A 15,007-nucleotide genomic window follows, 5' to 3' on the forward strand; every position below is an offset into this window, starting at 1 on the left:
CTATGTCAGAGCACTCAGCAATTAATCACTTTGTATTGGTTGTCGACAATGATGCTGTTGTGAGTCAGTCTATCAGTGACTTTATTCATAGCAAAGGTTATAACGTGATTATCTGTGATAATCTTGAGGATGCTTTTTTTGAAATAGCTATCAACAGAATTGATTTGATTTTAGTGAATTTTTTTCAGTCCGATGGTACAGCGTTAACATTACTAGAAAATCTTCGTCAATTGAATAAGGAAATTCCAGTTGTCGTTGTAACTGATAAGAAAGAACCTCAGGCATTTTTAGATTGCTTTAAAATGGGGGTGTTGGATTTTGTTGTTAAACCTATCAATGTTGAATTGTTTTGGTATAAATCTGAAATTTTATTAACACGTATCAGATTGCAAGAAAAAGTTAAACAGCAAAGTGTTGAACTCGAAAAAATGCTCTATGAAAAAGCAAGAGAAGAGCAACTGGCTCGTCATATTTTTGAGCATTTAGTGAATGTTGATAATAGCAAATTTGACTTTATCAAGTCATTTTCTCAAGCAAGTGCGAATTTTAGTGGCGATATTTTGTTAAATAGTGTCTCACCTAACGGTAATTTATTCATTATGCTAGCTGATTCAACAGGTCACGGTCTTAGTGCTGCCATGCCTATCATGCGAGTGGCAAGTACATTTAACGCTATGGTTTCTAAGTGCTTTTCACTAGTAACCTTAATCTATGAGCTTAATGAAAAATTATTTTACGAAAATCCAGATGATAGATTTGTTGCCTGCATTCTTCTTGAAGCCGATTTATTTCGTAATAAACTTTATGTTTGGAATGGTGGTATGCCGCCTGTTTTTCTTCACCTCAGACATAATAATCAATCTCAAGATAATAATTCGTGGCTAAATAAAGTGTTTAAGTCAACGAATATGGCGCTTGGAATTTTACCGCCAAATACATTTATTGCAGACATTGTTGAGATTGATTTGCCGCACGAAGGATATGCATGTCTATATAGCGATGGATTAATTGAACAGCCATTATTTGATAACTCTCAGTTTGGTATGGAGCGACTTAATGCTCTGTTTCATGAAAAGTTAGACTCCTTGCCTTATTTTTTTAAAGAAAATTTTGATAATAATTCTCTGGATAATCATATTATTGATGATATTAGTGTTTGCACTCTTGATTTTCAGCGTCTTCATGACTGGTATCGTTCTCAAGATGTTAGGCATTTATTATCAAATAAGAATGGAGAGTTTGATTGGGATATCAAGATATCAGGACCTATGCTACTAAGTGCGGATTACTTGAGTATGCTCAACCAGTTTTTATCAGCATTTGGTTTTGCGACATATTTTTGTCAAAGAGTATTTACGGTAGTGGCCGAGTTATTTAGTAATGCTATCGACCATGGTGTACTAAAATTAGATTCTAGACTAAAAAATGATCCTGAAGGCTTTGAATTGTACCATAGTATAAGAGATGGCTGCGCAGATAGGCTTACTTCAAATGATTGGGTAAAAGTGAGCATAACTTGGAATGACAGGTATGAACTGTTGATCACTGTGTCTGATAGTGGCAAAGGATTTACTGGTTTTGATAAATCGATTTCAAATTATCCTGAACTTTCTGGACGAGGCTTATCACTGGTGAAAAAATTATGTAAACACTATGAATTAATTTCTCCCGGTAATATCACTAAAGTGGTTATGGAATAGGGCATGAGTAAAAAAATATTAATTGTTGATGATTCTGCTGCCATTCGACAGATGGTTGAAGCCACGCTGAAATCAGCAAACTATCTAGTCACTTTGGCTAAAGATGGCCAAGAGGCTCTCGATTTGTGTAGTAGCCAGCGATTTGATTTTATTTTGACTGACCAAAATATGCCGAGAATGGATGGTTTAACCTTAATTAAATCTTTGCGAGGGATGTCCGCATATATGCGAACCCCAATCATAATGCTAACCACTGAAGCGGGAGAAGATATGAAAGCCCAAGGAAAAGCGGTTGGTGCAACGGGATGGATGGTTAAGCCTTTTGACCCGCAAAAATTATTAGCAATAACCGCCAAAGTGCTGGGTTGAGGGTATCGGGGGCAATATGTCCATTAATATGGCTGAGTTTCATCAAGTCTTTTTTGAAGAAAGCCATGAGCATCTTGAAAGCATGGAGCAACTGCTTATTGCCCTCGATCTTCAGTCGCCAGATCCCGAGGAGTTAAATACTATTTTTCGAGCGGCGCACTCTATTAAGGGAGGCAGTGGTATTTTTGGCTTTACGGCGCTCACCAGTGTCACTCACGTAATGGAAAACCTACTCGATAAAGTGAGAAAGGGTACATTTGAGTTATCTTCCGGGGTCATTGATTTACTTTTGAAGACGGTTGACACGCTATCCCACATTCTTAGCTTGTATCGTGAAGATTCACCAATTGATTGGCAACAGGTTGAATTTGCTAAAAATCAATTAATTGCAGCATTAAATGGTGAGCCTTTTTCGATTACCCATTCTAACGAAACGTTCACTTCGCCAATTCAAACAGCAGTGCCACACACAGCAACGGTTTTACCCAAGGCCTGTGACGAGAATGATCTCGGCTTTGGTTTTTTTGAAGATGATGTCAAATTAACCTTAGCCATTGAAAATCAAGATTTTGGTTTTTTTGATGAAGCGTATATTGCGAAAGAAATTAGTATTGATGATTTAAGCAAAACGGTCACAAATAGTCAGCAACTTAGTACAGCGCCTGACGATGACTTAGGTTTTGGTTTCTTTGAGTCCTTAACAGCTGAAAGCATTGACAGTGAAATTGATGCTTTAGTGCAGATTAAAACTAATCCAGCACATCCCATCATTGAGCCAATTGTAGAGCCTATTAGTCATCATTCCGGTGCTAAAGTGCCTCGTTATACAGGCAAAGTCACGCAAACCGAAAAAACAGAACCCACAGATTTGGTTACTTCAAATGCATCAAATCAGCATGTGGCTTCTGCCGTCACATCACCACAAACAACTGTTGCGACTAAAAAAGTCAACACGACCAGTCAAGATGCCACATTAAGAGTCGAAACCTCCAAAATCGATACCCTAGTCAATCTTGCGGGTGAATTGGTTATTACCCAGTCAATGTTGACCCTCATTGGTAATGAGCTGTCGGGTGAATTGGGTGAAAGGCTTAAGACTGCATTGGTCGAACTTGAGCGAAATACGCGGGAGATGCAAGAGGCTGTGATGTCGGTCCGAATGTTGCCAGTTTCCTTTGTATTCAACCGGTTTCATCGATTAGTCAGAGATTTATCAGAACAACTCGGCAAAAATGTCAATCTCGTGATCGAAGGTGGCAACACGGAAATCGACAAGGGCATGATTGAAAAGCTGGTCGATCCGCTCACGCATCTAGTACGCAATAGTTTAGACCATGGTATTGAAAAACCAGAAGTCAGGCGTGCGTTGGGTAAAGCTGAAACGGCCCAATTATCGCTTAAAGCAAGTCAGCGGGGGGGCAGTATTGTCATTGCAGTACATGATGATGGTGCTGGTTTACATCGCGAGAGGATCTTACAAAAAGCCCGAGAAAATAATATGCCAGTTGCGGATAACATGCCGGATAAACTGATTTGGCAACTGATTTTTACCGCCGGATTTTCGACCGCCAAGGAAATTACTGATGTTTCTGGCCGTGGTGTCGGGATGGATGTTGTTCGTCGAAATATTGAAGCACTAGGCGGACGAATCGATATCGATTCCGTTGCGGGTCATGGGGCTACCTTTGAAATTCAATTGCCACTGACCTTAGCCATTGTTGATGGGATGAGTGTGAGTGTGGGTAATCAAATCTATATTCTACCGCTAGTCCATATTATCGAATCAATACAACCCCATAATGAGCAGCTAACGTCCTTCGCTCACGAGCGTTTAATCCGAGTCAGGGAAGAATATTTACCCCTATTAAACCTGCATCAATTGATGGAAATCGATCCGTTTGCCAAGCGTCCCGAAGAGGGCATTGTGGTGCTCCTTGAAAGCAACAATAAACGTTTTGGATTGTTTGTTGATGCATTGGTTGGTCAGCAGCAGGTTGTGATTAAGAGTCTTGAAAAACATTATCGTCGGATCCCAGGCGTGTCTGGAGCCACCATTATGGGAGATGGTAGTGTCGCTTTAATTCTCGATGTGGAATCACTGGCCCAGCATATTAAGCATTAACTGAGGACATGCTAATGGAAAGTCGCACATTGCTCGGCCCTAAACCGGAATTTAGTGCCCATGATGAAGTAGAGTTTTTAAGTTTTGTGCTGGGTGAAGAACACTATGCATTGGACATTATGTCGGTAAAAGAAATAAGAGGTTACGAGCCTGTCACAAAAATTGCCAATGCGCCCAGTTTTATTAAAGGAGTGCTTAACCTGCGTGGTGATATCGTACCGATTGTCGATTTACGAATGAAATTTAATGTCGGAACAGCTACTTATGATGAGTTCACGATAGTGATTATGCTCAATGTTTGTGACCGAATTGTCGGCATCGTGGTCGATGCTGTTTCAGATGTCATTAAACTGGCGAGTGAAGCCATTTTACCCGCCCCGCAATTTGGCGCTGCCTTTGATAGTCGCTATCTCAAAGGTCTCGCAACCGTTGAAGAAAAAATGATTATTTTGGTCAATATTCAAGCTCTTATCAGCAGTGATGAGTTGGGGCTAATGGATACAAACAGTCTTTCTGAGCAGGAGTAAACACTATGGGTATCTTAGATATTTTCGGTAATACCGAAGAGCGCCAACGTCGAGATGAAGAGCGCCAACGTTATTTCCAATTGCTCGATAACAGTGGTAATAATTTCATGATTGCCGATAGTGAGCGCAATATCATTTACGCCAATAAAGCCGTACTGAATATGCTGTCAGAGGCTGAGGCTGATATCCGTAAACAGTTACCCCAGTTTTCCGTTGCCAAGATCGTTGGCAGTAATATCGATATCTTCCATGTTAATCCCGCTCATCAGCGCAATATGCTAGAAAGATTAACACAACCACATACGGCACAAATCAGCATTGGTAAGCGAACCTTTAAATTGATACTGACACCTATTATTTCCCGTGATAATAAGCATTTAGGGACTGGTGTTGAGTGGATTGACCGCACTGAAAGTATTGAAGCTGAACGGGCAACCCAACGCATATTAGAAGCGCTCAATAACACAAGCACCAATGTGATGATCGCCGATGCCAATCGAACCATTATTTATATGAACCGTTCAGTTGAAGCCATGTTACGCCGCTCTGAAAGTGAAATTCGCCAGGTTTTACCCCATTTCGCCGTGGATAAGATCATCGGTAGTTCTATGGATATCTTCCACCGTAATCCGGCGCATCAAGCGAGTCTGCTTGACAAGCTCGATCGTAAATATGAGTCGCAGATCAAAGTGGCGAGTTGTCATTTCCGTCTAACGGCAAGCCCGATTATTGCAAAGTCAGGTGAACGGTTAGGCACAGTTGTTGAGTGGCTCGACCGTACTGAAGAAGTACAAGTTGAACAAGAAATTGCTCGGATCGTTGGGGCAGCCGCTGCGGGAGACTTTACCCAACGTGTCGATAGTCAAAGTAAGCAGGGTTTTTTCTTAATGTTAGCGAATAGCCTCAATGCTTTGATTGAAACCTCTGATAGAGGATTACAAGATGTTGCTCGTGTGCTAATGGCCATGGCTGAAGGGGATTTGACCACGAGGATTTATAACGAGTATGAAGGCACCTTTAATGATTTAAAAAACTATTCAAACCAAACCGCTGAAAAGCTCTCTTACATGATAAGAGATATTCAAAAAGCAGCTGATACCATCAATACCGCATCTACTGAAATCGCTCAAGGCAATGCCGATCTGTCCAGTCGAACAGAGGAGCAAGCCTCGAGTCTCGAAGAAACTTCCGCCAGCATGGAAGAGTTAACGGGAACTGTAAAATTAAATGCTGATAATGCCAGCCAAGCCAATGCCTTAGCTTCAAAAGCTGCCGATGTGGCTGAAGATGGGGGAGAGCTTATCCAGCAAGTCGTGCAAACCATGGCGTCAATCAACGAATCCGCGCGCAAAATTGCCGATATTATTGGCGTGATCGATGGTATTGCCTTTCAAACCAATATATTGGCGCTCAATGCTGCGGTCGAGGCAGCCAGAGCCGGTGAGCAGGGGCGGGGGTTTGCGGTCGTGGCCTCAGAAGTGCGAAGCTTGGCTCAACGTTCTGCAAATGCAGCGAAAGACATTAAGGCATTAATCTCTGACTCGGTCAGTAAAATTGAGAGCGGCAATAGCCTCGTCGGAAAATCCGGCGATACCATGAAGGAAATTGTCATTGCAATCAAACGAGTGAACGACATTATGGCGGAAATAGCCTCCGCCTCTAATGAGCAAGCGATTGGTATCGATGAAATAGGCAAAGCCGTTGTGCAAATGGATGAAATGACGCAGCAAAATGCGGCTCTTGTTGAAGAAGCCGCTGCGGCAGCTGAAAGTATGCAATCTCAGGCGCAGCAACTTGCTGATAGTGTGGCAAATTTCAAAGTCGATGAGGAAACAAGCGCAATTGGCCGCACCTCTGAGCTTAAAAAAATAGCGACTAAAACCCCCTCATTAGCACGAGTGTCCACGAAACCTAAAGCAATGACGCCTAAGCCTAGGTTAAATAAAGTCGATCAAGATGAATGGGAAGACTTTTGATTGAGTGATCTCAGACCGCTAGGTAAGGAATATGTGTTTACATTGGCTCACTTTAAGGCGGTAAAGACCCTGCTGTATCAGTTCGCTGGTATAAAATTAGCCGACAGTAAAGACGCTATGGTGTATAGCCGATTAGTGAGGCGAATTAGGGCACTGAAATTATCGGGATTTACGGCTTATTTAGAGTATTTACAAGCGAATGAATGCGAACACCAGGAATTTATTAATGCACTCACGACTAATCAAACCGCGTTCTTTCGTGAGCCGCATCATTTTGAGGTGTTAAAACGCTATTTACAGACTCATCCACACACAAAACGGATCTGGTGTGCTGCAAGTAGCACGGGTGAAGAACCTTATTCAATAGCTATGGTTGTCGCTGAGCATTTTGGTCGATTTAATACGCCGATTGAGATAATAGCGTCAGATATTGACAGTGCCGTCTTAAAAAAAGCGCAGACGGGGATTTATCCGATAGAGCGTATTGAGACGGTGAGCGATGAGCGTAAAACGTTATTTTTTCAGCGGGGTAAAGGGGCGAAACTCGGTCAAGTCCGTGTGATCCCGGAATTAAAGCAAATGTTGCAGTTTACTCGAATCAACTTAGTCGATTCTTTTTGGTCGATTAAAACCCCCGTCGATATTATTTTTTGCCGAAATGTAATGATTTATTTCGATAAAGCAACTCAAGAAGCCATTTTAAAACATATGGTGCTGTCACTAACGGAAGAGGGATTATATATCGCGGGACATTCTGAAAATTTCAATATGTTTCCACAGATCCTCACCCCTGTAGGACAAACTACTTATCAGGCCGTAAAGGGAAAAACGAGTGCTAAGACCGAATATTGAATATCCTGCCCTAGGGCCAAATCGGTATTTTGATCACTTGTTTGATTGTGAAGCCGTGAAAATTATGCCGGGTGAATATTATGCCACTCGGGAGGGTAAATTAATTGTGACTGTATTAGGGTCGTGTATTGCCGTTTGCTTATATGACCTCGAACGGAAAATTGGTGGCATGAATCACTTTTTATTGCCCAGTTGTGATAATCATGGAAATGGTATTTTAGCTGAATCAGCGCGTTATGGTGTCTATGCGATGGAGTTGCTGATCAATGATTTATTGAAATTAGGTGCAAGACGGCAGTTCATTGAAGCGAAGGTGTTTGGTGGTGGCAACATGCTATCAGGATTAACATTACACAATATTGGCGAGCGTAATGCTGAATTTGTGTTGGATTACTTGCAGATAGAGCAAATACCCGTCATCGCTGCGGACTTACTCGATATTTACCCGCGTAAAGTGTACTTCTTCCCGGAAACAGGATTAGTTAAAGTTAGAAAAATCAAGACGATGCATAATAGCACTATTATGGATAGGGAAAGTGAATACCGCTTACGGATTAAAAATCTTCCGAGTGGTGGGGATGTGGAACTCTTTGGTGAATAGCAGATGGCAATAAAGGTATTAGTGGTAGACGATTCAGCCTTAATCCGCAGTCTGTTGGGCAGGATGGTCGAGTCCGATCCTGAGTTGTGTCTCGTTGGCATGGCTGTCGATGCCTATATGGCCAAGGATATGGTGAATCAATTTCGGCCAGATGTGATTACCTTAGATATTGAAATGCCAAAGGTTGATGGACTCACGTTTTTAGATCGATTAATGAAGGCAAGACCAACAGCTGTCGTGATGATTTCTGCCTTAACCGAAGAGGGCGCAGATGCGACATTCAATGCACTAGCTCTGGGAGCTGTGGATTTTATTCCTAAGCCTAAGCTGGATTCACCTCAGGGATTTAATGAATATCAGGATTTAATCCTCGAAAAAATTAAGTCTGCGGCAAAGGCAAAGTTGCAAAGCCTGCCTGCACCGACCATAACGCTGAAACCCAGTTTAAAACCAGCCTTAAATCAACGTACTGTTAATACCCAGTTAGTGGCTATTGGAGCTTCCACTGGCGGGACCGAGGCTATTTTGCATCTTTTACAACAATTTCCTGCGGTTATGCCGCCAATTGTGATTACGCAACATATGCCTGCTGGATTTACCCGTACCTTTGCAGAACGACTAAACAAACTCACTCGCCTTAATGTAAAGCAAGCTGAGGAAGGGGAGCGGTTATTACCTTGTTATGCCTACATTGCACCAGGGGATCAGCACTTAGAAATCATCAAAGTTGGTGGGAGTTTTAAAGCAAAGCTTAGCCAAGGTGACAAAGTCAGTGGGCATAGACCATCGGTGGACGTGTTATTCCATTCAGTGGCTCAATATGCAGGCGCGAATGCGACAGCTGTGATCCTAACTGGTATGGGTAAAGATGGGGCCGATGGGATGGAAGCGATAGATAAGCAAGGTGGCAAAACCTTTGCACAAGGAGAGCAGAGTTGTGTGGTATTTGGTATGCCTAAAGAGGCGATCAAACGCGGTGCGATTCATCATATAGTAGAATTGCCTCAATTAGGGGATAAACTGCTCCAGTATTTGGCATCATTAAAACGAGACTAGGTCATACTGATTTTTACCCTAGGCAATACATTAAACTAAGGTATTGATAATACAATTTCGTCCGCTTCGTTTGGCTTCATACAAGTTTTTATCCGCTAATAATAAACACTCTTGAAACTGATGACATTCGGTTGAAAATGCCAAACCACCACTCAATGTGACTTTAAATTCGGCGCCTTCTTCAACAAACACAATATGGCTAAAGCTTTCGCGAATGGCATTAATTTTGGCAATCGCCAGCGGTGCGGGCATGTCAGGTATGACTAGCATAAACTCCTCACCGCCATAACGCCCCATAAAATCCGCAGGGCGTAGGGACTGTTGTAACAGGTGCGAAAAAGCTAATAGAACCTTATCACCACCTGAATGGCCATAAGTATCATTCACTTGCTTAAAGTGATCTAGATCCAGCATCGCGATACATACGCAAGAGTTTGCTCGTTTGGCTAAGCTGAAACTATGACGAGCCGCAACAAGGATTTGGGTATGATTCAATAAGCCCGTTAAACTGTCACGGCTGGCAGAACTGCGTATATCATGGCCACGTTGCGCGCGGGAAATCACTTGGGTAACAAAGAGGCTGGGGGCTGTTTGTTTAGAGATAAGATCATCGGATCCCGCCTGAATAATGCTGACTTTATTTTGCATGGTGTCATCTGAGCTCAACACTAAAATAGGGCTTGAAGTATATTTATCGAGCTGACGGATCATTCTTGCCAGTTCTAAGCCATTTACCTCCGGCATATAGAGATCAAAGATAAATAAATCCGGTTCAAATTGCTCCAGGGTTGGCATGACGTGCTCGGGTTTGGTCATGCCTCTAACCATTAACCCATGGCTACGTAACAAGCTCGAAAAATAATCAACCATCGATTGCTGATCATCCACTAACAGCACTTTAAGGGGAGGCTTATCGGACATTTTGAGCCATTGATGAATTTTACGAACCAACAATGTTGTTTCGGCCGGTTTAACAAAATACTCGCTGACATTGGCACGAATCGCTAATAAACGCATATCAAAATCGCCACGAGAAGATAATACAAATACCCGAGTATTATTTTTCTCAAATTCGGTGGCGGCTTCGAATAGTGCCTCTTCGGTATAATCGGGCAAGATAAGATCTAATAAAATTAAATCGAATGGACTTGAGTATTGCACCTTGAGAAAGTCGGTAAAATTTAAGAAATGTTGCACATTAAAACCAAACTCGTGTAGTTGTTTTGTGATCATTAAGCCCACATTACTGTCATCTTCGATGATGGCAATACAGTATTCATGGCGAGACTTTGAGGGTTTATAGGGGCTTTGTTGCATTTGCGCCTCAACCACGGGTGCCGCAGGCTGACAATGCTGATTATTTTGCAGTAACTGATGGAAAAGCGTATCTAGGCCTTTGATCACATTTAGCGTTGGTGCTGGGGTATCGAGAAGATGTTTCAATTGAAGCTCAAGCTTATCGACTAGATCTTTGGTCTCGATTAAGCCAAAGGTTTCACAGGAACCTTTTAAATTATGCACTTCGCGATAAACGGCTGACAGCATATGTCCTTGCCAGTTTTTCCGTAGTGAGATCCATAACGTAATGATTTGTTTCTTTTTATCAGGCAAAGCATGTAAGTACTGACGTTTGAGTTGTTCTAAGGATTCTTCAAGACTCATAAAACCATCACCATGATAAGGATTTACAGAATAAACTGGTGCACCGCTGCTGCGTATGCAATACCCCTTAAGGATTAATTAACCCAATTCATTTAGTTGTGTTTTGTTGGGTACCTTATGAGTGTAAACCAAGGGAGAAAAAATGCGGCAAAACAAGTCTTTTTCGATGGATATTTTGTTTAGTCTTAAGTGAATATTATAGTGTTGTGTATTTTGAAGTTGTAGCTTGCTGACTGAACAAATAACGTCTTATTTCAATACATCTTGGTATTGAAATTTTGCCTATTGAAGATAAGGTTTATGTGTTCACTCGTGAGCTTAATCGTCATTGAATCTTAAGGAGTGGTGGCAATGGAAAGCCGCACAAAGCATATTTTTGTAACGTTATTTTCAATGGCCATTATCGCTTTGTTAGTCGATTACTTTCACTATCAAGGTCGATGGAGCCGCATTGAGACCAGCCAACTAGTGACCAATATTATGAGGCCTGTTCATTACTACTGTTCTGCTTATCAATGGGATTGGTGCACTGCATCAACAGAAGTCCCGCCCACAATGAGTCAAACAACACCTCGGAGTGTGGAAAATGAAACACACCAAATGGATTTTGATGGATGTAATGACTTGGTAGTAAAACAGGGAGAAGAGGCTAAGCAAAGAAGAATATATACTTGGGTTGATGAAAAAGGGCTGACACATTTCTCTGATAGTAGCCATGCAATTAAGAATAGTCAGCTGACACTTTACACAGAGCCGCAATATAGTTTTGAGTTAAAAATTGATTCATTGGCTACGACTCCTCCACCATTTTTTCGAGATCGTCTCAATGCAACGATTAAAGACATTGATAGTATTTACCGAAAATACTTACCAAAACGTCAGCTTCATCCAATCAAAGTCAACTTAATGTTGGCTGGAAACCTGTCCGCTTATAACAAATTAAAGGCACGTTATGCTTCTCAAGTAGGTGCAAGCCAAGGATTTTATTCCGGTCAACATAACCTAGCAGCAGTATGGCATCGTGAAGATGCCCAAGCATTTAGAACTGCAATCCATGAGAGTGTTCATGTAATCAATGCCGGACAATTTGGTGGTATACCTCGCTGGTTAAATGAAGGACTTGCTGAGTACTTTGAATCTTCAGAATTCTTAGAAACCGTTGAGTTAAATACTCGATATGAATCAATTATTAACAATAATACTCGGAACAAGTCGAATATGGTTTTTGTAGATGATAAAGCTCATTTATCAATGGGGCTTGTTGAGCTACTTGTATCAGAACAAGATTGGCAAGGACAGATGCAAGATGCGCTCTATCAACATTCTCACAGTTTTGTTCGCTTCTTGTTTCAACATAAAAATGGCAAACAGTTATTAAGGCGGTTATTTGAGCACCTTAGTACGCAGCGTTGTGGAACTAAGAATGTTGACGAAATACTCGCTTCTTACCCAGGGGGGATCAGTCAATTAAATAGAGATTGGCTGGGATGGAGGCAATAATAGATGGAGAATTTTAACTATAGAAATTACACGAGCAACTATAATCTTGTTTTTTGCTCGTGCTAAATACTGATGTTAGACACGGTGCTTAAACGTCATTTTAAAGGATAAGGATATGTCGGATAACACAGGTACAGTGAGATTACATAGGGTGTTGCGTGCACCAGCGGCGTTAGTCTACAAAGCATTTACCGATAAAGCGGCGTTAGAACGTTGGTTACCACCTTATGGCTTTGTCGGGACAATTCATGAGTTTGAGTTGGCTGTCGGTGCAGGGTATTCCATGAGTTTTACCCAATTTGCGACCGGGTACAGTCATTCTTTTAAGGTGACTTATACCGAGCTAATCCCTAATACACTTATCCGCCATAGCGACCAATTTGATGATACTAATCTACCCGGGGTGATGCAGGTGACAATTGAACTTGCCGAGGTAGCCTGTGGTACCCGCTTGCAGATAGTACAGGAGGGCATTCCTGCGATCATTCCTGAGGAGATGTGTTACTTAGGCTGGCAAGAGTCACTACTGCAACTTGCGGCTTTGGTGGAAGCGAAGACGGAATGAGGTCGTCAGTCACTGGGTGATATAAAAAGGGTGATATAAAAAAGACGCTTATCTCGAGTAGAGTGAAGCGTCTTTTTTATTGGCAAAGGATAAAGCCTTTAAAAAGGCTTAGTACCTAGTACCCGCAGGGCTACGCACTGGCAAGGTTTGCCAGATACTCATCAAACGTCCCTTGAAAGTTCACCAATTTTCTATCACGAATATCAATAATGCGAGTCGCTAACGAAGAAACAAATTCGCGGTCATGACTGACAAAAATCAGCGTGCCTTCAAAATCTTTGAGGGCATTATTGAGCGCTTCAATTGCTTCCATATCCATATGGTTAGTCGGTTCGTCCATAATGATGACGTTGATATCTTGCATCATTAACTTACCGAAAATTAAACGGTTTTTCTCTCCGCCGGAGCAGTTTTTAGCCTTTTTATTGGCATCATCTTCGGTAAACAGCAAACGACCTAACATGGCGCGTACCATCAAATCGTTATGTTTGGGTTGGCGCCATTGGTCCATCCATTCAATAATAGTCAAGTCATTATCGAAATTGCTGGTACTGTCCTGTGGGCAATAGCCGATAGCGGCATTTTCGGACCACTTAATCGTGCCTTCATTATGGATTAATTCATTGACTAAACAGCGTAATAGGGTGGTTTTACCCACACCGTTCTCGCCAATAATTGCTAGTTTTGCGCCAGCTTCGAGAATTAAATCACCTCCTTCGAATAAGTTTTCGCCATCAAAACCATGGCCAAGATTTTCCAGCACTAAGGCTTGACGATGCATTTTCTTGCCAGCAGCGAAACGAATCGATGGGGTAATTCGGCTGGAGGATTTCACTTCATCCAGTTTAATTTTGTCCATGCGTTTGGCGCGCGAGCTGGCTTGTTTTGCCTTAGAAGCGTTGGCACCAAAGCGGTTAACAAAGTCCTGTAATTCTTCAATCTCGGCGCTCTTTTTGGCGTTGCCAGCTAAGAGTTGTTCACGCAACAATGCCGATTGCGCTAAAAAGTAGTCATAGTTGCCGGGATAAATACGCAGTTCGCCGTAATCGATATCCGCCATATGGGTACACACTGCATTAAGGAAATGCCTATCGTGGGAGATGATGATCATGGTACATTTGCGTTTATTCAGCTCAGTTTCAAGCCAACTAATGGTATGAATATCTAAGTTGTTGGTCGGTTCGTCGAGTAGCAAGATATCAGGGTTAGCAAACAGCGCTTGGGCTAATAACACCCGCAGTTTCCAGCCTGGCGCAACCTGAGACATAGGACCGTAGTGGAAAGACTCTTCGATACCGGCTTCGATGAGGATTTCGCCCGCGCGGCTCTCGGCGCTGTAACCGTCCATCTCGGCAAACTCACTCTCCAAGTCACCCACGCGCATGCCATCTTCTTCGCTCATGTCTGGCTTGGCGTAAATGGCGTCACGCTCTTGCTTGATTTTCCACAGTTGGGTATCACCCATGATCACCGCATCGATAACCGTGTATTGCTCAAAGGCGAATTGATCTTGGCTTAGGGTGCCGACTTTTAGCCCTGGGGTGATGGACACGTTACCCGATGTCGGGGCGAGGGCGCCACTTAAGATCTTCATAAAAGTCGATTTGCCGCAGCCGTTAGCGCCAATCAAACCATAACGGTTGCCGTTGCCAAATTTTGCCGAGATATTTTCAAATAATGGCTCAGGGCCGAATTGCATGGTGATATTTGCGGTAGAGATCAAGGGGATGTCCTAGGAGTTACGTCTTAATAAAAGGCTTAAACCGGCTGCGTTGCTGACAAACGCCGTTGCAACAATCATGCTTATGTCAGCAAAGTCTTGGCCAAGATAATTTGGCCGCGCAGTATAGCGATTTCACGCACAATATGCGAGTTACAAACAAATCCTTAAAGATAATAAACTTGCCGATGAAGCCCGTTTAATAAGCACGCTGTGTCTCTTGGTTCCGCGAGGGAAGAGCATCTACGTAAGCGCCTTTATCCTTGAGTGGTGCCTGTGATTAGCACTACCCATCTAAACCTTGAAGTGGTTAATTACTGCTTATTTCCACTATGGGTTCGCCTCGTTTACCCCCTA

General features: G+C 42.4%; 12 protein-coding genes. 10 read left to right on the forward strand and 2 right to left on the reverse strand.

Features of this window, described 5'->3' with window-relative positions; all coding sequences use genetic code 11:
- The first annotated feature begins 2 nt into the window (after window positions 1-2).
- The 8 genes from M0413_RS08415 to M0413_RS08450 are packed head-to-tail and all read left to right on the forward strand — an operon-like array spanning window position 3 to window position 9,203.
- A complete protein-coding gene (locus M0413_RS08415; RefSeq protein WP_249553798.1) occupies window positions 3-1,700 on the forward strand; it encodes a SpoIIE family protein phosphatase in 1,698 nt (565 codons plus the stop codon).
- A gap of 3 nt (window positions 1,701-1,703) precedes the next feature.
- A complete protein-coding gene (locus M0413_RS08420; protein WP_037418002.1) occupies window positions 1,704-2,069 on the forward strand; it encodes a response regulator in 366 nt (121 codons plus the stop codon).
- Between the two features lie 16 nt (window positions 2,070-2,085).
- Window positions 2,086-4,191 carry a chemotaxis protein CheA gene (locus M0413_RS08425; RefSeq protein ID WP_172588310.1) on the forward strand — a complete coding sequence of 702 codons (2,106 nt, stop codon included), beginning with the start codon at window positions 2,086-2,088 and terminating at the stop codon, window positions 4,189-4,191.
- Window positions 4,192-4,205: 14 nt separating this feature from the next.
- Entirely contained in the window at window positions 4,206-4,718 is a 513-nt protein-coding gene (locus tag M0413_RS08430) for a chemotaxis protein CheW (protein WP_037418008.1), read from the forward strand.
- A gap of 5 nt (window positions 4,719-4,723) precedes the next feature.
- Window positions 4,724-6,694, forward strand: a complete 1,971-nt coding sequence (locus tag M0413_RS08435) for a methyl-accepting chemotaxis protein (protein WP_172589631.1) — start codon at window positions 4,724-4,726, stop codon at window positions 6,692-6,694.
- Window positions 6,695-7,546, forward strand: a complete 852-nt coding sequence (locus M0413_RS08440; RefSeq protein ID WP_169547675.1) for a CheR family methyltransferase — start codon at window positions 6,695-6,697, stop codon at window positions 7,544-7,546.
- The gene (gene cheD, locus M0413_RS08445) at window positions 7,527-8,147 is read left to right on the forward strand and encodes a chemoreceptor glutamine deamidase CheD (RefSeq protein ID WP_172589632.1); all 621 of its coding nucleotides are present in this window, start codon (window positions 7,527-7,529) and stop codon (window positions 8,145-8,147) included. Before M0413_RS08440 ends, cheD begins: the two co-directional genes overlap by 20 nt.
- 3 nt (window positions 8,148-8,150) lie before the next feature.
- Entirely contained in the window at window positions 8,151-9,203 is a 1,053-nt protein-coding gene (locus tag M0413_RS08450) for a protein-glutamate methylesterase/protein-glutamine glutaminase (protein WP_037418021.1), read from the forward strand.
- A 30-nt stretch (window positions 9,204-9,233) separates the two neighbouring features.
- Here the strand turns inward: M0413_RS08450 and M0413_RS08455 are convergent, their stop codons facing one another.
- Entirely contained in the window at window positions 9,234-10,865 is a 1,632-nt protein-coding gene (locus tag M0413_RS08455; RefSeq protein ID WP_037429090.1) for a diguanylate cyclase, read from the reverse strand.
- A 351-nt stretch (window positions 10,866-11,216) separates the two neighbouring features.
- Here M0413_RS08455 and M0413_RS08460 point away from each other — a divergent pair, with 351 nt between their 5' ends.
- Window positions 11,217-12,365: a DUF1570 domain-containing protein gene (locus M0413_RS08460; RefSeq protein ID WP_249553800.1), complete on the forward strand. Its 1,149-nt coding sequence runs from the start codon at window positions 11,217-11,219 to the stop codon at window positions 12,363-12,365.
- 115 nt (window positions 12,366-12,480) lie between these two features.
- Window positions 12,481-12,930, forward strand: a complete 450-nt coding sequence (locus M0413_RS08465; protein WP_144344984.1) for an SRPBCC family protein — start codon at window positions 12,481-12,483, stop codon at window positions 12,928-12,930.
- Window positions 12,931-13,060: 130 nt separating this feature from the next.
- On the opposite strand, the gene M0413_RS08470 is transcribed toward M0413_RS08465, so the two are convergent.
- Window positions 13,061-14,653 (reverse strand): ABC-F family ATPase, encoded by a 1,593-nt coding sequence (locus M0413_RS08470; RefSeq protein ID WP_249553802.1) that lies wholly within the window; start codon window positions 14,651-14,653, stop codon window positions 13,061-13,063.
- Window positions 14,654-15,007: the final 354 nt, after the last annotated feature.

Source organism: Shewanella sp. 8A (genome assembly GCF_023475945.1).
GTDB lineage: Bacteria > Pseudomonadota > Gammaproteobacteria > Enterobacterales > Shewanellaceae > Shewanella > Shewanella xiamenensis.

Excerpts from the sequence above, each read along its gene's own strand:
- M0413_RS08415 (WP_249553798.1), top strand. The coding sequence starts at position 3 with ATGTCAGAGCACTCAGCAATTAATCACTTTGTATTGGTTGTCGACAAT.
- M0413_RS08420 (WP_037418002.1), top strand. The coding sequence starts at position 1,704 with ATGAGTAAAAAAATATTAATTGTTGATGATTCTGCTGCCATTCGACAG.
- M0413_RS08425 (WP_172588310.1), top strand. The coding sequence starts at position 2,086 with ATGTCCATTAATATGGCTGAGTTTCATCAAGTCTTTTTTGAAGAAAGC.
- M0413_RS08430 (WP_037418008.1), top strand. The coding sequence starts at position 4,206 with ATGGAAAGTCGCACATTGCTCGGCCCTAAACCGGAATTTAGTGCCCAT.
- M0413_RS08435 (WP_172589631.1), top strand. The coding sequence starts at position 4,724 with ATGGGTATCTTAGATATTTTCGGTAATACCGAAGAGCGCCAACGTCGA.
- M0413_RS08450 (WP_037418021.1), top strand. The coding sequence starts at position 8,151 with ATGGCAATAAAGGTATTAGTGGTAGACGATTCAGCCTTAATCCGCAGT.
- M0413_RS08455 (WP_037429090.1), bottom strand. The coding sequence starts at position 10,865 with ATGAGTCTTGAAGAATCCTTAGAACAACTCAAACGTCAGTACTTACAT.
- M0413_RS08460 (WP_249553800.1), top strand. The coding sequence starts at position 11,217 with ATGGAAAGCCGCACAAAGCATATTTTTGTAACGTTATTTTCAATGGCC.
- M0413_RS08465 (WP_144344984.1), top strand. The coding sequence starts at position 12,481 with ATGTCGGATAACACAGGTACAGTGAGATTACATAGGGTGTTGCGTGCA.